The 17,177-nt window shown below is 60.6% G+C and carries 16 protein-coding genes; 8 read left to right on the top strand and 8 right to left on the bottom strand.

The features are described from left to right. The first annotated feature begins 4 nt into the window (after window positions 1-4). Window positions 5-1,918, top strand: a complete 1,914-nt coding sequence (locus BMW97_RS05125) for a DNA topoisomerase III (protein ID WP_045910241.1) — start codon at window positions 5-7, stop codon at window positions 1,916-1,918. Between the two features lie 115 nt (window positions 1,919-2,033). Here the strand turns inward: BMW97_RS05125 and gdhA are convergent, their stop codons facing one another. After that, window positions 2,034-3,377, bottom strand: a complete 1,344-nt coding sequence (gene gdhA / locus BMW97_RS05120; RefSeq protein ID WP_045910242.1) for an NADP-specific glutamate dehydrogenase — start codon at window positions 3,375-3,377, stop codon at window positions 2,034-2,036. A gap of 229 nt (window positions 3,378-3,606) precedes the next feature. On the opposite strand from gdhA, the gene BMW97_RS05115 reads away from it, so the two are divergent. Further along, complete coding sequence (locus tag BMW97_RS05115; RefSeq protein WP_045910243.1) at window positions 3,607-3,885, top strand: DUF1496 domain-containing protein; 279 nt, start codon at window positions 3,607-3,609, stop codon at window positions 3,883-3,885. Here the strand turns inward: BMW97_RS05115 and BMW97_RS05110 are convergent. After that, on the bottom strand, window positions 3,842-4,261 hold the full coding sequence (locus BMW97_RS05110; RefSeq protein WP_045910244.1) for a pyrimidine (deoxy)nucleoside triphosphate diphosphatase: 420 nt from the start codon (window positions 4,259-4,261) through the stop codon (window positions 3,842-3,844). The two genes, BMW97_RS05115 and BMW97_RS05110, sit on opposite strands and share 44 nt — an antisense overlap. Window positions 4,262-4,336: 75 nt before the next feature. Here BMW97_RS05110 and BMW97_RS05105 point away from each other — a divergent pair, with 75 nt between their 5' ends. Further along, window positions 4,337-4,906 (top strand): carboxymuconolactone decarboxylase family protein, encoded by a 570-nt coding sequence (locus BMW97_RS05105; RefSeq protein ID WP_045910245.1) that lies wholly within the window; start codon window positions 4,337-4,339, stop codon window positions 4,904-4,906. Then, complete coding sequence (locus BMW97_RS05100; protein ID WP_045910246.1) at window positions 4,899-5,516, top strand: CDP-alcohol phosphatidyltransferase family protein; 618 nt, start codon at window positions 4,899-4,901, stop codon at window positions 5,514-5,516. Before BMW97_RS05105 ends, BMW97_RS05100 begins: the two co-directional genes overlap by 8 nt. Here BMW97_RS05100 and BMW97_RS05095 read toward each other — a convergent pair. The 6 genes from BMW97_RS05095 to xthA all read right to left on the bottom strand — a co-directional run bounded on the left by BMW97_RS05095 (window position 5,513) and on the right by xthA (window position 11,688). After that, the gene (locus BMW97_RS05095; RefSeq protein WP_045910247.1) at window positions 5,513-6,820 is read right to left on the bottom strand and encodes a sulfurtransferase; all 1,308 of its coding nucleotides are present in this window, start codon (window positions 6,818-6,820) and stop codon (window positions 5,513-5,515) included. The genes BMW97_RS05100 and BMW97_RS05095 overlap by 4 nt on opposite strands. A 73-nt stretch (window positions 6,821-6,893) precedes the next feature. Next, window positions 6,894-7,514, bottom strand: coding sequence for an ATP-binding cassette domain-containing protein (locus BMW97_RS05090; RefSeq protein WP_090392568.1), 621 nt, complete (start codon window positions 7,512-7,514; stop codon window positions 6,894-6,896). Beyond that, a complete protein-coding gene (locus BMW97_RS05085; protein ID WP_045910249.1) occupies window positions 7,514-9,043 on the bottom strand; it encodes an ABC transporter permease family protein in 1,530 nt (509 codons plus the stop codon). Before BMW97_RS05085 ends, BMW97_RS05090 begins: the two co-directional genes overlap by 1 nt. Then, complete coding sequence (locus BMW97_RS05080) at window positions 9,016-10,185, bottom strand: ABC transporter substrate-binding protein (protein ID WP_082087766.1); 1,170 nt, start codon at window positions 10,183-10,185, stop codon at window positions 9,016-9,018. Before BMW97_RS05080 ends, BMW97_RS05085 begins: the two co-directional genes overlap by 28 nt. Before the next feature lie 6 nt (window positions 10,186-10,191). After that, the gene (locus BMW97_RS05075) at window positions 10,192-10,875 is read right to left on the bottom strand and encodes a TVP38/TMEM64 family protein (RefSeq protein ID WP_045910250.1); all 684 of its coding nucleotides are present in this window, start codon (window positions 10,873-10,875) and stop codon (window positions 10,192-10,194) included. 6 nt (window positions 10,876-10,881) lie between these two features. Further along, a complete protein-coding gene (gene xthA / locus BMW97_RS05070; RefSeq protein ID WP_032667291.1) occupies window positions 10,882-11,688 on the bottom strand; it encodes an exodeoxyribonuclease III in 807 nt (268 codons plus the stop codon). 433 nt (window positions 11,689-12,121) lie between these two features. On the opposite strand from xthA, the gene BMW97_RS05065 reads away from it, so the two are divergent. From BMW97_RS05065 to astB, 4 genes are read left to right on the top strand one after another with little or no spacing between them, the layout of a single operon-like run. Beyond that, complete coding sequence (locus tag BMW97_RS05065) at window positions 12,122-13,342, top strand: succinylornithine/acetylornithine transaminase (RefSeq protein ID WP_045910251.1); 1,221 nt, start codon at window positions 12,122-12,124, stop codon at window positions 13,340-13,342. Then, the gene (gene astA, locus BMW97_RS05060; RefSeq protein WP_008500686.1) at window positions 13,339-14,373 is read left to right on the top strand and encodes an arginine N-succinyltransferase; all 1,035 of its coding nucleotides are present in this window, start codon (window positions 13,339-13,341) and stop codon (window positions 14,371-14,373) included. The genes BMW97_RS05065 and astA overlap by 4 nt, the downstream gene beginning before the upstream one ends. Further along, entirely contained in the window at window positions 14,370-15,857 is a 1,488-nt protein-coding gene (gene astD / locus BMW97_RS05055) for a succinylglutamate-semialdehyde dehydrogenase (protein WP_045910252.1), read from the top strand. The genes astA and astD overlap by 4 nt, the downstream gene beginning before the upstream one ends. Continuing rightward, window positions 15,844-17,169: an N-succinylarginine dihydrolase gene (gene astB, locus BMW97_RS05050; RefSeq protein WP_045910253.1), complete on the top strand. Its 1,326-nt coding sequence runs from the start codon at window positions 15,844-15,846 to the stop codon at window positions 17,167-17,169. The genes astD and astB overlap by 14 nt, the downstream gene beginning before the upstream one ends. The last annotated feature ends 8 nt before the right edge of the window (window positions 17,170-17,177 follow it).

Raw genomic sequence — 17,177 nt, 5'->3', positions numbered from 1 at the left:
TTCGATGCGGTTGTTTATTGCCGAAAAGCCGAGCCTGGCCCGTGCCATTGCCGATGTGCTGCCCAAGCCGCATCGCAAGGGCGACGGCTTTATCGAATGCGGTAACGGGCAGGTGGTCACCTGGTGTATCGGTCACCTGCTTGAGCAGGCGCAGCCGGATGTCTACGACAGCCGCTACGCCCGCTGGAATTTGAACGATCTGCCCATCGTGCCGGAAAAATGGCGCCTGCAGCCCCGGCCTTCAGTCACCAAACAGCTCAACGTGATCAAGCGCTTCCTGCATGAAGCCGAAGAAATCGTGCACGCGGGTGACCCGGACAGGGAAGGACAGCTGCTGGTCGATGAGGTGCTGGACTATCTGGAGCTGGCGCCGGAAAAGCGCCAGCAGGTGCAGCGCTGTCTGATCAACGACCTCAACCCACAGGCGGTCGAGCGAGCCATTTCGCGCCTGCGCGCCAACAGCGAGTTTATTCCGCTGTGCGTCTCGGCGCTCGCGCGTGCCCGCGCCGACTGGCTGTACGGTATCAACATGACCCGCGCCTACACCATCCTCGGGCGCAACGCGGGCTATCAGGGCGTGCTCTCCGTGGGCCGCGTGCAGACGCCGGTGCTGGGGCTGGTCGTGCGTCGTGACGAAGAGATTGAGAACTTCGTCGCTAAAGATTTCTTTGAGGTGAAAGCGCATATCGTCACGCCTAAAGACGAGCGCTTTACCGCCGTCTGGCAGCCGAGCGATGCCTGCGAGTCGTATCAGGATGAAGAGGGGCGTTTGCTGCACCGTCCGCTGGCGGATCATGTGGTTAACCGCATTACCGGACAGCCGGCTATCGTTACCAGCTATAACGATAAACGGGAATCAGAACCCGCGCCGCTGCCATTCTCGCTGTCGGCCCTGCAGATTGAGGCCGCGAAGCGCTTTGGCCTCAGCGCGCAGAACGTTCTGGACATCTGCCAGAAGCTCTATGAAACCCATAAGCTGATCACCTATCCGCGTTCAGATAGCCGCTATCTGCCGGAAGAGCATTTTGCCGGTCGTCATTCGGTGATGAACGCCATTAGCGTGCATGCGCCGGATCTGCTGCCGCAGCCGGTGGTGAACCCTGACACCCATAACCGCTGCTGGGACGACAAAAAGGTGGACGCCCACCACGCGATTATCCCGACGGCGCGCGCCAGCAACGTCAATCTGACCGACAACGAAGCAAAGGTCTATAACCTGATCGCCCGCCAGTACCTGATGCAGTTCTGCCCGGACGCGGTGTTCCGCAAATGCGTGATCGAACTGGAAATCGCGAAAGGGAAATTCATTGCGAAAGCCCGTTTCCTTGCTGAAGCAGGCTGGCGCACGCTGCTGGGGAATAAAGAGCGTGACGAGGAGAACGACGGCACGCCGCTGCCCGTCGTTGCTAAAGATGACGAACTGCTATGCGAGAAAGGCGAAGTGGTTGAACGTCAGACCCAGCCGCCGCGCCATTTCACCGATGCGACGCTGCTTTCCGCGATGACCGGCATCGCCCGGTTCGTGCAGGATAAAGATCTGAAGAAGATCCTACGCGCCACCGACGGTCTGGGTACGGAAGCAACCCGCGCGGGGATCATCGAGCTGCTCTTTAAGCGCGGTTTTCTTGAGAAAAAGGGGCGCTACATCCATTCGACCGAGCCGGGCCGCGCGCTGATTCACTCCCTGCCTGAGCTGGCCGCCAGGCCGGACATGACCGCGCACTGGGAGTCGGTGCTGACGCAGATCAGCGAGAAGCAGTGCCGCTATCAGGACTTTATGCAGCCGCTGGTGGGGACGCTTTACCAGCTGATCGATCAGGCGCGCAGCACGCCGGTGAAGCGCTTCAGAGGGATGGTTGCACCCGGTGGTGGCGCGAAGAAACCTTTCAAAAAGAAAAAGAGCGCGGCCGCCTCTTAACCCGTAGGCCGGGTAAGGCGAAGCCGCCACCCGGCGAAAAGCAGCTCTGCGTCCTGAAAAAAGCCCGGTGGCGCTAACGCTTACCGGGCCTACACGTTGAGAACGCAGCGAAAACTTAAATCACACCCTGCCCAATCATCGCATCCGCTACCTTCACGAACCCGGCGATATTCGCCCCGCGCACGTAATTGGTTTGCGATGCTTCACCGCCGTACTCCACGCACGCATGGTGAATATCCAGCATGATATGGTGCAGGCGCGCGTCCACTTTTTCCGCCTTCCAGCCGAGACGCGCGGCGTTTTGCGCCATCTCGAGGCCGGAGGTCGCTACGCCGCCCGCGTTAGCGGCCTTGCCCGGTGCAAACAGCACGCCCGCCTCCAGGAACAGGTCCGTCGCGTCGATTGTGGTCGGCATGTTCGCCCCTTCGGCCACCGCTTTTACGCCATTGCTAATCAACGTGCGCGCGGCTTCAGCATCCAGCTCGTTCTGCGTGGCGCACGGCAGGGCGATATCCACCGGCACGCCCCACGGCTGTTTCCCTTCCAGGTAGGTCAGGCCCAACTCCCGGGCGTAATCCGCCACGCGTCCATCGCGGCTGGCTTTGATTTCACACAGGCGCGCCAGCTTCTCTGCCGTGAAGCCCGCTTCATCCACCACCGTTCCGCTGGAATCAGAGGCGGTCACTACGCGAGCGCCAAACTGCATCGCTTTCTCAATTGCGTACTGCGCCACGTTACCGGAGCCGGACACCGCGACGCGCATACCTTCGAAACCTAAGCCGTGACGCTTGAGCATGGCTTCGGTGAAGTAAACCAGGCCGTACCCGGTCGCTTCCGGGCGGATCAGGCTCCCGCCAAACGACAACCCTTTGCCGGTAAAGACGCAGGCGCTGTTGTTGGAGAGCTTTTTCATCATACCGGCCATAAAGCCTACTTCACGCCCGCCCACGCCGATATCACCGGCAGGCACGTCGGTGTCAGGACCAAGATGGCGATAGAGTTCGGTCATCAGCGCCTGGCAGAAACGCATCACTTCGCCTTCGCTTTTGCCTTTCGGGTCGAAATCGCTGCCGCCTTTCCCGCCGCCCATGGGCAGCGTGGTCAGCGCGTTTTTAAAGGTCTGCTCGAAGCCGAGGAATTTCAAAATGGACAAATTCACGGACGGATGGAAACGCATGCCGCCCTTAAACGGGCCGATGGCGGAGTTAAACTGTACGCGCCACGCGCGGTTAACCTGCACCTGGTTGCGATCGTCCACCCACGTCACGCGGAACTGGATCACGCGCTCTGGCTCGACAAGGCGTTCAAGCAAAGACATCTGGCGATAGCGCGGGTTTTGTTCAAGGAAGGGCCACAGGGTGGTCATCACTTCACGCACGGCCTGGGCGAACTCGCTTTGGTGCGGGTCGCGCTGCTGAACGTGGGCAAGGAAACTTTCCAGAGAGCGTGTCTGATCCATAGATATAAGAACCTCTTATAATAATGTTTGTATATGACTTATGCGTTTTGTGTTGTTTTTTTGACTATACCACCCGTACTGCTTTGTCTGGCAAGCAGAAATTCAGGGCGAAAGGGAAATTAATGAAATGAGCTGCGTCATAACCAAAAGCGATGACGAGATATATTAAAGGTTCCGCGCTGGTTTACCGTTATAGTCATTATCAAGGGAACAACAGGAAGATGTGTCTATGAACCGTTATCTACTGACCGCATTATGTGTGATCTTTACCGCAGGTGCGCAGGCTGACCGCATTCGCCCGGACGTGGAAGTGAATGTGCCGCCGGAAGTGTTTAGCTCCAGCGGCCAGAATCAAACGGTGCAGCCCTGTAATCAGTGCTGCATCTATCAGAACCAGAACTACTCGGAAGGGGCCGTGGTGAAAGCGGAGGGCGTTCTGTTGCAGTGCCAGCGTGACGAGCGCGTTATTGGCACGAACCCGCTGGTCTGGCGTCGCGTAAAACAATAAACGCTTCCAGAAGGGGAATATCCGCGGGGGCTAAGGCGTAGCCAAACGCCTCTTCCGGCGTACACCACGCCAGCTCGCTGTGGTAGTGCGCCGTGAGCTCGCCGCTAAACGCAGGAACGTGCCAGGCGTGCAGGTTGATTAACCGCTGCGAGACTACACGCTGGTGGCTGGCCACGTATTGCGCAGGGCGTGCTTCAATACCTAACTCTTCACGCAGCTCGCGGATAAGCGCCTCGGGCTGGGTTTCTCCCGCCTCGACTTTGCCGCCTGCAAATTCCCACATGCCCGGCTGGTCGGCGTGGGCAGGGCGCTGTGCCAGTAAAATTTTGTCGTCTTTTTCGATGATGGCGGCAACGACATCGAGTGTTTTCAGCATGGTCGTCAATAATTGATAACGAAAAAAGACATATTATCGTGCCCTTTCTCAGAGTCCAGCTATCAGGAGAATCAGGTGAAAGAGACTACCGCCTGGGTTGCCCCTATCGAATCCCTTCCCGCCAGCCTTAAACCCATTGCCGTGATGCAGAAAAAGCATTTTGGCGCCGTGCTGAATCCCACGCGCTGGTGGGGGCGCATGCCGCGTCTGTTCTGGCTGGTAGCGCTGTTCGTCGGTTTTCTGGATCGTCGTCGCGCGCGCCTGACGCCCGTGCTTCGTTCGTTGCTAATGACGCGGGTGTCCCAGCTCTGCCACTGCGCTTTCTGTATTGATGCCAACAGCCTGCGGCTGGCCGAGCGCTGCGGGGCGCTGGATAAGGTGCAGGCCGTGAGCGACTGGCAGGGTTCCGCCTTGTTCACGGAGCAGGAGCGCGCGGCGCTGGCCTACGCCGAGGCGGTGACCGCCACGCCGCCCCGGGCGGATGAGGCCATCAGAGCGGCGCTGAAGCGCCATTTTACGGATGACGCTATCACCGAGATGACGGCGCTCATTGCCTTTCAGAATCTCTCTGCCCGCTTTAACGCCGCGCTGGATATTCCGGCGCAGGGGCTGTGCGCCACCTTTAACGAGACGCCTCATGCTTGATCGCCACCTTCATCCGCGGATAAAACCGGCGCTGAATCGTCTGGTCTCCGTGCTGGACCGACCGGGAATAACGCCCGACGGATTAACCCTGACCGGGTTTGCCATCGGCGTGCTGGCGCTGCCGTTTCTGGCCCTTGGCTGGTATCCGGCGGCGCTGGCCGTCATCGTGCTGAACCGCCTGCTGGACGGTCTGGATGGTGCGCTGGCGCGCCGCAGAGGGCTGACCGATGCGGGGGGATTTCTCGATATTGCGCTCGATTTTCTGTTCTACGCCCTGGTGCCGTTTGGCTTTGCGCTGGCAGCACCCGTTGAGAATGCGCTGGCCGCGGCCTGGCTGCTGTTTGCGTTTATCGGGACCGGCAGCAGTTTTCTGGCGTTTGCGGCGCTGGCCGCGAAGCACGAGATCGACAACCCCGGCTATGCGCACAAGTCGTTTTATTACATCGGCGGGTTAACGGAAGGGACGGAGACCCTCGCGCTGTTTGTGCTGTGCTGCCTCTTTCCGGCGCACTTTACGCTTTTCGCGTGGGTATTTGGCGCGCTGTGCTGGCTGACCACCACAACGCGCATCTGGAGCGGCTACGTGACGCTGAAGTCACTCAACCCTTAGCGCGCGCTTTCAGGCCCGCGCTCACCGGTCGTCACCGGGTTCTGCGGGTGACTGCTCCATTCGTACCAGCCGCCGTCATAGACGGCGATATTCTTCCAGCCCATCGCCCGGGCGTACATAAAGGTTTCAGACGCCCGCCAGCCGGTGCCGCAGTAAAACGCGACGTGCTGTTCCGGCAGAATATTCCAGCGCTTCCACTGGGCGGCGATGTCGTCTGCGCTGCGCATGGTGCCATCCGGGTTATGGAAATCCTCCATGTGGGTAGCATCGCTGCCCGCGTGGCCCCAGCGGGCACCGGCAATTTCACCTTTTGGCTTGATGTAGCTGTAGCCGCTGGTTTCGCCAATGAACTCCGGCCACGAGCGAATGCTGACCAGGGAGGCATCCTGACGGTGCAGCATGCCGCGCGCCTGTTCCATATCCACCATCAGCTGCGGCTGACCGGGGATCGGCGCGCCAAAATCGGGGGCTGGCATTACTTTACCGGGCGTGCCGCGCTCAACCGGCAGGCCTGCATCTGACCACGCCTTCCAGCCGCCGTCGAGAATACGCACATCCTTCACGCCCGCATACAGCATAATCTGCGCCACGCGCGCGGCGGCGTAGACGTCGCGGCCATACAAGATGACAGTGGTGTCGTGACGGATCCCGTGCTTCGCCAGCATCGCTTTCAGCTTGTCGTCGGAGACTTTATTCCACAACGGTTCGCTTTCCACCTCGTTGGTGTCGATATAGCCCGCGCCGGGAATGTGGTTCAGCAGGTAAAACTTCGGTGCACCCCAGGCGGCTTCGATCACTTTCCAGTCGCCCGCCGGTGCGGCAGTCACGGGTTTACCCTGCTGGAGCCGGTGGATCCACTGCGGGTAAACCAGCTGTTCAAAGTGGGGCAGGCGCTGAAGGCGGTCTGGGGTCTGCAGTGCATCGCTGAGCAGCGAAACGTGGCGGTATCCGGCTTTCTCCAGGCGGGCTTTCACCGCCTGGTTATCGTTCTCGTCGCCGTACAGGGCGATGGTCGTCGCAGGGGTAAGCTGATGCTGTTTGGCCCACAGCGCAATCTGCTCGTCGCTCATGGCGCTAAGCCAGGCGGCAGCAAGGTTGAGTGCGGCGGGTTCATGCCCGGAGGGGCCGCTGAGCGTCTGCGGCCAGCCGTTATAGAAGGCGCTGGCGCGTGTGTCGACAGGCGTGCCGTGCTGTGCCTGAAGCTGAGACAGCGTGATGGCGTTGGGCATATCAGCCGCCAGTGAGGAAAAAGAAGCGAGGCCGCAGAGCAGGGCCAGCGCGGTCAGTTGAGAAACACGTTTCATCGAATAACCTGACGTCAGTAAAAGAGGGGGGCATTGTCGTCTCTCCCGAATCGGAAAACATTGCGTTAGCACATTATTGCCAGCGAGAAATCTCAATCAGCTCGCCGCTGGGCGGAATATCGTCCTCATCGTGCGTGACCAGCACCACCGGAATATTGCGCGCGCGGACGGCGTCAAACACCCATGCCCGAAATGAGGCCCGCAACGCTTTATCGAGGCGGCTGAACGGTTCATCCAGCAGCAGCGCCTGCGGCTCCGCGAGCAGGGCCCGCAGCAGGCTGACCCGGGCGCGCTCTCCGCCGGAAAGGGTGGCCGGATCGCTGGCGTAATGGCCGCTCAGCCCGGCGGAATCCAGCGCCTGCGCGACCGCTTCCCGCCGCGCGCTGCCGGCGATCCGCTCAGGCAGCGCCAGCAGCAAATTTTGCCCGACGCTGAACTGATCGAACAGCAGCGCGTCCTGAAAGAGAATACCCAGCCCGCGGGACTCCACGGGAAGACCGTCGCAGCGACGCGCGTCGAGCCACAGTTCGCCCCGCGCCTGGAAATCGTCTGACAGCGCGCCGACCATCCAGGCAAAAAGGGTCGATTTGCCGCTGCCGGACGGCCCCATCAGGGTGACGATCTCCCCCCGGGGCACGCAAAAACTGACCTCGCGGAAAAGCGGTTCGATGGTGAGATTTTTTACCTTCAGCATTAACGTAACCCTTGTCGGTAGCGGCCCACGAGCCGGGATAGCAGGGCGGCAACACCAAACACCGTGCCCGTGACCAGCAGTAATCCCAGCGCCCGGTTAGCAAGAATCGGGATGCTGCCCCCGCTGCTCAGCGCGACGGTTTCGGTGGTCAGCGTGGCGAAACGCCCCGCGCCCAGCCACAGCGTCGGCATGTATTGTGCCATGCTGACGGAAAAGCCGGTGGCAAAGGCCAGCAGCGCAGGGCGCACCAGCAGGGGGCATTTCACCAGGCAGAAGACTTTGGTCCGTCGCCAGCCGAGGGTTCTGGCGGTGAGGAGCAGACGGGGATCGATCCGGCGCCAGGCGGGTTGCAGCACCAGCAGCGTCCACGGCAATACCCACAGCAGGTGGCTCCAGAGCACGGCGGCGTAGTGCCCGTCGACGCCCAGGTGCAATGCAATGGCATACTGGCCGGTGACGAGCGGGAGGGCCGGAAGGGCGAGCGGTAACCATACCCACAGCGCGCCGCGCTGCGGACCCCATTCCAGCCAGAGTAAGCCGACGACCAGGGCGATCAGGGCTGAAAGCAGACCGAATGACAGGCTGGTCCCCACCGGGCCAACGTCTTCCCGTTGCGCCAGCATCAGCAGCACCGCGGCGCACAGCACGCCGCACGCGGGCAGGAACCCGCTCAGTGCCCGCTCAGGCAGGGTGAGCTGAGACCGGGGACGCGTTCCGGTGAAATCCGCAAACGTGCGAACCCATGCCTTCCAGAGGCCGTATCCCAGGGCGGCAAGCGCGGCCAGCAGCAGAAGGAGAAGCAGGCACAGCAGCGTCCCTTTTGCCTGCTGCTGCGCGTCGCCCTGGCTTAACCACTGCCAGGCCAGCACGGCCAGGGTAGGCGGGTTGCCCGGCCCGAGAACGATCGCCACATCGACGACCGACAGCGACCACGCCAGTACCGCCAGCATTACTGCCCCGAGGACAGGGGCGATAGCCGGAAGGATCAGCCAGCTGAGCGTCTGAAAACGCCCGTAGCCGAACGTCTGCAGGACGATTTTTTGCTGCGCGAGCCGTTTTTCCGGCAGCACGGCGTAAATCGCCCACAGGACAAAGGCGCTCTCTTTGACGGCGAGCGTCAGGCCCAGCCCGGCACCGTAGCGGTCAAACGGTGGGGAACAGACGGTGCAGACCTGATAAAACAGACCGCCCTCGGCAAACAGCAGTAGCGCGCCGGTGGCGAACGCCACATGGGGGATCGCCAGCAGCCACGGCAGGCGGGTTGTGAGACGTCGCCAGCGTTTCCCGGGCCAGACAAGGCTGACGAGGAGAAGGGCAATCAGCAACGCCCCCAGCGTGGCGATGAGCGTTGAGACCAGCGTGGCAATGGTTGCCTGAGGCAACTGCGGATCGTTCAGCAGCCGCTGCCAGTTTGTCACCGAAAACGCCGGGGCAAGCAGCATGGCGCCGGCGGGCAGGAGCGGCAGATAAATTACCGCCATCGCCAGCCAGACAAGCCCGCTCAGCGGGTGCCGTAACGACGCAGCCATTCCTGCTCCAGCGCATTCACCCAGGCGGACTGGGGCTCTGCAAGCACCTTCGGCAGCCCCTGCGGCGTGTGGGCCAGCAGCTGTCTGGCTTCACCTTCAGGCAGCGTTTTGGCATCCAGCACGCTCGGATCGCCCCAGATGGCCGGGTCAGCTTTACGGATCTGCGCCTGCGGCGACAGCAGGAAATTGGCGACTATTTTCGCTCCCGCGCTCGCGCTGGCGTTGGCCGGAATCGCCACAAAATGAACGTTGCCGAGCATCCCGCCCTGGAAACCAAAACTGTAGCTGTCGGCGGGCAGTTCGCTGCTCGCCACTTTCTGCTGCGCATGTGCGGGGTTAAAGGTCAGGGACAGGTTCAGGCTGTCGCTGGCAAGCAGGGCATCCATCCGTGCAGGAGAAGGGGGGAAATCTTTCCCTTCGCGCCACAGCAGCGGGTGGAGTTTGTCCAGATAATCCCAGAGCGGCGCCGTCACCTCGGCAAAGGTGCTATCGGGGGCCTTTTGCAGTGCCTCCGGGTGAGCGGTTAGCGTCATCAGCAGCTGCTCAAGAAATGCCGTGCCGGTAAAATCGGGCGGGCGAGGATAGCTGATCTTGCCGGGGTGCTGCTGCGCGTAAGCCAGCAGCGCCTGAGGATCCACAGGCGGCGTCGGCATGCTGGCCTTGCGAGCGATAAAGGTCAGCTGCGCGCCGCCCCACGGCGATTCCGCGCCGTCTGTGGGGATAGCAAAATCCTCCGTGACGGGCTTGCGGGTATCAACATAGCGCCAGTTGGGCAACGTCTGCGCCCATCCGGTCTGCAGCAGGTTTGCCTCTTTCAGCGTGCGGAAGTTCTCGCCGTTAACCCACAGCAGGTCGACGGAGCCGTTGGTCTTACGTCCCGCGGCGGCTTCGGTCTGAATGCGTTTTACCGCGTCGGCAGCATCCGCCAGCGGGACAATTTTAAGGGTAATGGCATAGTGCGTTTGCATCTCACCGCTGACCCACTCCAGATAGCGGTTGACCGCCGGATCGCCGCCCCAGGCGTTAAACCAGACGGTCTGGCCTTTAGCCTGTTGCTGAATGGCCTGCCAGCCGTCGGCGGCAAATAGGGGGGCTGCCAGCAGCAGACCGGTCAGAAACGTGCAAAAACGCACACGGCGCATAATGCCTCACTTTTTAGCAGACGGGAGAAAACGGGAAAACAGCCGGCGGGTGACCAGCGGTAATAACCCCAGTAGTGTAAAGGCGAATACCGTGCCCGGCGACAAAATATCGCGCAGCGAGGTCACTTTTCCCAGCGCGCGCCCGGCGTTCAGAAAGATAATCGTGGCGGGCAGCATGGCGACCTGGCTCACCCACCAGTAGCGAAATACCCCAATCCGGGTCAGCCCCATCAGCAAATTCACCAGAAAAAACGGGAACAGCGGCATCAGGCGCAGGGCAAAAAGAAAGTTCGCGCCGTCGCGTGCCATGCCGGTATTCACCGTACTCATCTGCCGGGCAAACCGCCGTTGCACCCAGTCGCGCAAAAAATAGCGGCTGGCGAGCATCGCCAGCGTGGCCCCGAGTGTGGAGGCAAAGGAGACCAGCACGGTGCCTTCCCACAGGCTAAACAATGCCCCGCCCAGCAGGGTCAGGACAGCCGCGCCGGGTATCGAGAGGGCGGAGACCGCCACATAGACCGCAAAGAAGATCAGCGCGCTGCGCAGCGGCGCGTGGTCGACATAGGCGAGTAACGCCTGGTGGTGCGTTTTAATCCCTTCCAGGGAGAGGGTTCCCGGGGGAAGCATGACAAACGTCAACATAAATGCGCCCAGAAGGGCGCACAGGAAGAGTGTTTTTGGAATGTTCACGCGTCATTACAGCTTGAATTTAGCCCACACTGGCGCGTGGTCAGATGGTTTTTCCATGCTGCGGATGTCGTAGTCGATCCCGGTTTCGATGCAGCGCTCGGCCAGCGGTGTACTGGCGAGCAGAAGATCGATACGCAGGCCGCGGTTGTCGTCAAAGCCTTTAGAGCGATAGTCAAACCAGGAGAAGCGATCCTGCGTTTCCGGATTGGCATTGCGGAAGGTATCCACCAGGCCCCAGCCCAGCAGGCGCTCCATCCACTCACGCTCTTCCGGCAGGAAGGAGCATTTTCCGGTGCGCAGCCAGCGTTTGCGGTTCTCTTCGCCAATACCGATATCGAGATCCGTCGGGCTGATATTCATGTCGCCCATGATCAGCACCGGATTCTCTTTTTTGAGTTCGGTGGTCAGGTAGTCCTGTAGATCCTGATAAAACTTCGCTTTCGCCGGGAATTTGGTTTCATGGTCACGGCTCTCACCCTGCGGGAAATAGCCGTTGATGACCGTGATATTGCCGATCGCAGAAGGGACTTCCGCCATGATAATACGACGCTGCGCTTCTTCACCGTCGCCCGGGAAGCCGCGACGCACGGAAACCGGCGGCGCTTTGGTGAGCAGCGCGACGCCATAGTGACCTTTCTGGCCGTGATAAAAGACGTTGTAGCCGAGTTTCGCCACCTCTTCGAGGGGGAACATGTCGTCGTGAACCTTTGTCTCCTGCAGGCCGATCACATCTGGCTGATGTTGCTCAACGATAGCTTCAAGCTGATGAGGGCGGGCACGCAGGCCGTTGATATTAAAAGAGACAAATTTCATAGTCGCTGCCAGTGCAAGGTGAATAGTGCAAGGATGGTAGCAGAATTTGCGTCAACTGTTACCGGCTTCGACCAATAACTGCAACAGATAATGCCGGTGGTGCAATATTTGCACCATTCTGACGCGCTTCGCCCTCAAACAGGGCGTAAATGGCCGATAAATTTCGCGAGCGATCACAATTCCAGAATTATATTTGGCCTGTGCATACTCTTTCTGATTTTCATGCGGCAAAGCGCCGCTTGTCGTAAAAATATTCACTTTTTATGCACTAACAGTGAATAACTCCATATTGTAAATCATTGATATTCTGTTACCTCAACCCGTTTATGCATTTTTATCGCTGGCTGGCACGAAGGCTGCAATCTACATTCACAGTGCAAACACTCAATTATTTAACATTCAAATAACCTTTTATTTACCGGATGAGGTCGCTATGTCTCTGTCAATTACGCGTGAAAATTTCGATGAATGGATGATGCCGGTTTACGCTCCGGCGGCTTTTATTCCGGTTCGTGGGGAAGGCTCGCGCCTGTGGGATCAGCAGGGTAAAGAGTATATCGACTTTGCAGGTGGGATTGCGGTGAACGCGCTGGGTCATGCGCACCCGGCGCTGCGTCAGGCGCTGAACGATCAGGCGGCGAAGTTCTGGCATACCGGCAACGGCTTCACCAACGAGCCCGCGCTGCGCCTGGCCAAAAAACTGATCGACGCGACGTTTGCGGAGAAGGTCTTTTTCTGTAACTCGGGGGCGGAAGCCAACGAGGCGGCGTTGAAGCTGGCACGCAAATATGCGCACGATAAATTTGGAACCCACAAGAGCGGTATCGTGGCGTTCAAAAATGCCTTCCACGGACGCACGCTCTTTACCGTCAGCGCAGGCGGGCAGCCTTCCTACTCGCAGGATTTCGCGCCGCTGCCGCCGGATATTCGTCACGGTATTTATAACGATCTGCAGTCCGCCAGCGAGCTGATTAACGACACCACCTGCGCGGTGATCGTCGAGCCGATGCAGGGCGAGGGTGGCGTGCTTCCGGCGCAAAAAGCGTTCCTGCAGGGGCTGCGCGAGCTGTGCGATCGTCACAACGCGGTGCTGATTTTCGACGAAGTGCAGACCGGCGTGGGCCGCACCGGCGAGCTGTATGCCTATATGCACTACGGCGTGACGCCGGACGTGCTGTCGACCGCCAAAGCGCTGGGCGGCGGCTTCCCGATTGGCGCGACGCTGACCACCGATAAATTCGCCAGCGTGATGACCGTCGGCACCCACGGCACCACCTACGGCGGCAACCCGCTGGCCACCGCCGTCGCCGGACAGGTGCTCGACATCATTAACACCCCTGAGGTGCTGAAGGGCGTTAAGCAGCGCCACGACTGGTTTGTTGAGCGCCTGAATGCCATCAACAGCAAGGTTGGCCTGTTTAAAGAAATTCGCGGCCTGGGGCTGTTAATTGGCTGCGAGCTCACCGCTGAGTTTGCCGGAAAAGCTAAACTTATTTCACAGGAAGCGGCAAAAGTAGGCGTGATGGTGCTGATTGCCGGTGCTAATGTCGTGCGTTTTGCTCCTGCGCTGATTGTCAGCGAGGAAGAGGTGCAAACCGGTCTGGACCGCTTTGCGCTGGCGTGTGAAAAAGTGAAATCCGGGGTGTCATCATGATGGTCATCCGTCCCGTTGAGCGCGGCGATCTCGCCGGGCTCATGCAGCTTGCCGGTAAGACGGGAGGCGGGCTGACCTCGCTTCCTGCCGATGAAAAAACGCTGTCGGCGCGCATTGAGCGCGCCCTGCAAACCTGGCAGGGGACGTTGCCAAAAAGCGAACAGGGGTATGTGTTCGTGCTGGAAGACACCGATACGGGAACCGTGGCCGGGATCTGCGCCATTGAAGTGGCCGTCGGGCTGAACGACCCGTGGTACAACTACCGCGTGGGTACCATGGTTCACGCCTCGAAAGAGCTGAACGTCTATAACGCGCTGCCTACGCTGTTTCTCTGCAATGATCACACGGGCGCCAGCGAGCTTTGCACGCTGTTCCTCGATCCGGCGTGGCGCAAAGAGGGCAACGGCTATCTGCTCTCCAAATCGCGCTTTATGTTTATGGCCGCCTTCCGCGATCGCTTTAACGAAAAAGTGGTCGCGGAGATGCGCGGCGTAATCGACGACACCGGCTACTCACCGTTCTGGGAGAGCCTGGGAGAGCGTTTCTTCTCGATGGAGTTCAGCCGGGCAGACTATCTTTGCGGCACCGGTCAGAAGGCCTTTATTGCCGAACTGATGCCGAAGCATCCTATCTATACCCATTTCCTCAGCCCGGAAGCGCAGGCGGTGATCGGCGAAGTGCATCCGCAAACTGCACCCGCCCGCGCGGTGCTGGAGAAAGAAGGCTTCCGCTACCGCAACTATGTCGACATCTTTGACGGCGGGCCTACGCTTGAGTGCGATATCGACCGCGTGCGCGCGATCCGTAAGAGCCGGCTGGTTGAGGTCTCTGAAGGCCAGCCCGCGCCGGGCGACTGGCCGGCGTGCCTGGTGGCGAACGAAAATTATGCCAACTTCCGCGCCATGCTGGTGCGGACCAACCCGAAATGTGAACGTCTGGTGCTGACGGCTGCAGAACTGGATGCCCTGAAATGTAACGCCGGCGATAAGGTTCGCCTGGTGCGTCTCTGCCCTGAGGAGAAAACAGCATGACATCATGGATTAACGGTGACTGGGTCACGGGCGAAGGCGAACAGCGCGTAAAGACCAATCCGGTAGGAAAAGAGGCGCTCTGGAAGGGGAATGACGCCAGCGCTGCGCAGGTGGAACAAGCCTGCCATGCCGCTCGCCGCGCGTTCCCGGCGTGGGCAAAACAGCCTTTCGCCGTGCGCCAGGCGCTTGTTGAAAAGTTTGCCGGGCTGCTGGAGGCAAACAAGGCCGAGCTGACGCGCATCATCGCGTCTGAAACCAGTAAACCGCGCTGGGAAGCGGCAACCGAAGTGACGGCCATGATCAACAAAATCGCCATTTCGGTGAAGGCTTACCACACCCGTACCGGCGAACAGCACACCGAGATGCCGGACGGCGCGGCCACGCTGCGCCACCGTCCGCACGGCGTGCTGGCGGTGTTTGGGCCGTACAACTTCCCGGGGCATCTGCCGAATGGCCACATTGTGCCCGCGCTGCTGGCGGGCAATACCGTCATCTTTAAACCGAGCGAGCTCACGCCCTTCACCGGCGAGGCGGTGGTTAAGCTGTGGGAACAGGCTGGCCTGCCGCCGGGCGTGCTGAATCTGGTGCAGGGCGGACGCGAAACCGGCCAGGCGCTGAGCGCGCTGAGCGATATCGACGGCCTGCTGTTTACCGGCAGCGCCGGGACGGGCTATCAGCTGCATCGCCAGCTGGCGGGGCAGCCGGAAAAAATTCTGGCGCTGGAGATGGGGGGCAACAACCCGCTGATTGTGGAAGACCCGGATGATATTGACGCCGCGGTGCACCTGACGATTCAGTCCGCCTTTATTACCGCCGGACAGCGCTGCACCTGCGCCCGCCGCCTGCTGGTGAAAAGAGGCGCGCAGGGTGATGCTTTCCTGAAGCGTCTGGTAGAGGTGAGCGCGCGCCTGGTGCCAGCCGCGTGGGATGCCGATCCGCAGCCGTTTATCGGTGGACTGATTTCCGAACAGGCCGCGCTGAACGTGCTGAAGGCCTGGCAGGACCACGTCGCGCGCGGCGCGAAAACCTTGCTCGAACCGAAGCAGGTTCAGCCGGGTGCCTCGCTCCTGACGCCGGGCATCGTTGAGATGAGCGGCGCGAGCAACGTGCCGGATGAAGAGGTCTTTGGCCCGCTGCTGTGCGTCTGGCGCTATGACGATTTCGATGCGGCGATTGCGATGGCCAATAACACCCGCTACGGCCTGTCGAGCGGGCTGATTTCGCCGCATCGCGAGAAGTTTGACCAACTGCTGCTGGAAGCGCGCGCCGGGATTGTGAACTGGAATAAACCGCTGACCGGGGCCGCGAGCACCGCGCCGTTCGGCGGCGTGGGCGCGTCGGGCAACCATCGCGCCAGCGCGTGGTATGCCGCCGATTACTGTGCCTGGCCGATGGCGAGCCTGGAAACCCCGGCGCTGACGCTGCCGGAGACGCTTAATCCGGGGCTGGACTTTACCGGAGGGGATCGTCATGAAAGCGCGTGAAGTCAACTTTGACGGGCTGGTGGGTCTGACCCACCACTACGCCGGTCTCTCTTTTGGTAATGAAGCCTCCACGAAGCACCGTTTTCAGGTTTCCAACCCGAAGCTGGCGGCGAAGCAGGGGCTGCTTAAGATGAAAGCGCTGGCGGATGCCGGTTTCCCGCAGGCGGTGATCCCGCCGCAGGAGCGTCCGAACGTGGCGGTGCTGCGTCAGCTCGGCTTTAGCGGTACCGATGAGCAGGTGGTCGAAAAAGCGGGGACGCAGACGCCGCACCTGCTCTCGGCGGCAAGCTCCGCCTCTTCGATGTGGGTCGCCAACGCGGCAACCGTCGCGCCGTCCGCCGATACGCTGGATGGCAAAGTCCATCTGACGGTGGCTAACCTGAATAACAAGTTCCACCGCGCCACCGAAGCGGAAACCACCGAGCGCGTGCTGCGCGCCATTTTCAGTCAGACCGCCCATTTCGCGGTGCATCAGGCCTTGCCGCAGGTGGCGATGTTTGGCGACGAAGGCGCGGCCAACCATAACCGCCTGGGGGGCGATTATGGCGAGCCGGGTCTGCAGCTGTTTATTTACGGGCGCGAAGAGGGGGGCCACGCCGCGCCAACCCGTTATCCTGCGCGCCAGACGCTGGCGGCCAGCCAGGCCGTTGCCCGCCTGAACCAGGTCAATCCTTCCCAGGTGATTTTCGCCCAGCAGAACCCGCATGTGATCGACCAGGGCGTGTTCCATAACGACGTGATTGCCGTTTCCAACCGCCAGGTGCTGTTCTGCCACGAGCAGGCGTTTGCCCATCAGGAAAAGCTGCTCGCCACGCTGCATGAGCGCGTGCGCGGCTTTACGCCCATTCAGGTGCCAACGGCGGCGGTAAGCGTGCAGGACGCGGTTGAAACCTATCTGTTCAATAGCCAACTGCTGAGCCGCGATGACGGCAGCATGATGCTGGTTCTGCCGCAGGAGTCCCGGGATCATCAGGGCGTGTGGCGCTACCTGACTGAACTGGTGAAGGCCGATAACCCGATTGACGAACTGCGCGTGTTTGACCTGCGTGAAAGTATGGCCAACGGCGGTGGTCCAGCCTGTTTACGTCTGCGCGTGGTCTTGACTCAGGACGAAATGCAGGCGGTTAATCCGGCGGTCATGATGAACGATACGCTCTTTACGCGCCTGAATGACTGGGTCGATCGCTACTATCGCGACCGGCTAACGCAGGCCGATCTGGTTGACCCGCAGCTTCTGCGTGAAGGACGTGAGGCGCTGGACGCGTTATCGACAATCCTGCAACTGGGATCGGTTTATCCGTTCCAGCGCTAAAGGAGTGG

The sequence above is a fragment of the Enterobacter sp. NFIX58 genome, from assembly GCF_900110475.1.
Classification (GTDB): Bacteria; Pseudomonadota; Gammaproteobacteria; order Enterobacterales; family Enterobacteriaceae; genus Enterobacter; species Enterobacter quasiroggenkampii.
Note: the sequence above shows the minus strand (reverse complement) of the source record. Positions and strands in the feature narration are given on the sequence as shown.

Bases quoted from the DNA above. Each gene is read 5' to 3' on its own strand.
- BMW97_RS05125 (WP_045910241.1), top strand. From the start codon at position 5: ATGCGGTTGTTTATTGCCGAAAAGCCGAGCCTGGCCCGTGCCATTGCC.
- gdhA (WP_045910242.1), bottom strand. From the start codon at position 3,377: ATGGATCAGACACGCTCTCTGGAAAGTTTCCTTGCCCACGTTCAGCAG.
- BMW97_RS05115 (WP_045910243.1), top strand. From the start codon at position 3,607: ATGAACCGTTATCTACTGACCGCATTATGTGTGATCTTTACCGCAGGT.
- BMW97_RS05110 (WP_045910244.1), bottom strand. From the start codon at position 4,261: ATGCTGAAAACACTCGATGTCGTTGCCGCCATCATCGAAAAAGACGAC.
- BMW97_RS05100 (WP_045910246.1), top strand. From the start codon at position 4,899: ATGCTTGATCGCCACCTTCATCCGCGGATAAAACCGGCGCTGAATCGT.
- BMW97_RS05095 (WP_045910247.1), bottom strand. From the start codon at position 6,820: ATGAAACGTGTTTCTCAACTGACCGCGCTGGCCCTGCTCTGCGGCCTC.
- BMW97_RS05090 (WP_090392568.1), bottom strand. From the start codon at position 7,514: ATGCTGAAGGTAAAAAATCTCACCATCGAACCGCTTTTCCGCGAGGTC.
- BMW97_RS05085 (WP_045910249.1), bottom strand. From the start codon at position 9,043: ATGGCTGCGTCGTTACGGCACCCGCTGAGCGGGCTTGTCTGGCTGGCG.
- BMW97_RS05080 (WP_082087766.1), bottom strand. From the start codon at position 10,185: ATGCGCCGTGTGCGTTTTTGCACGTTTCTGACCGGTCTGCTGCTGGCA.
- xthA (WP_032667291.1), bottom strand. From the start codon at position 11,688: ATGAAATTTGTCTCTTTTAATATCAACGGCCTGCGTGCCCGCCCTCAT.
- BMW97_RS05065 (WP_045910251.1), top strand. From the start codon at position 12,122: ATGTCTCTGTCAATTACGCGTGAAAATTTCGATGAATGGATGATGCCG.
- astA (WP_008500686.1), top strand. From the start codon at position 13,339: ATGATGGTCATCCGTCCCGTTGAGCGCGGCGATCTCGCCGGGCTCATG.
- astD (WP_045910252.1), top strand. From the start codon at position 14,370: ATGACATCATGGATTAACGGTGACTGGGTCACGGGCGAAGGCGAACAG.
- astB (WP_045910253.1), top strand. From the start codon at position 15,844: ATGAAAGCGCGTGAAGTCAACTTTGACGGGCTGGTGGGTCTGACCCAC.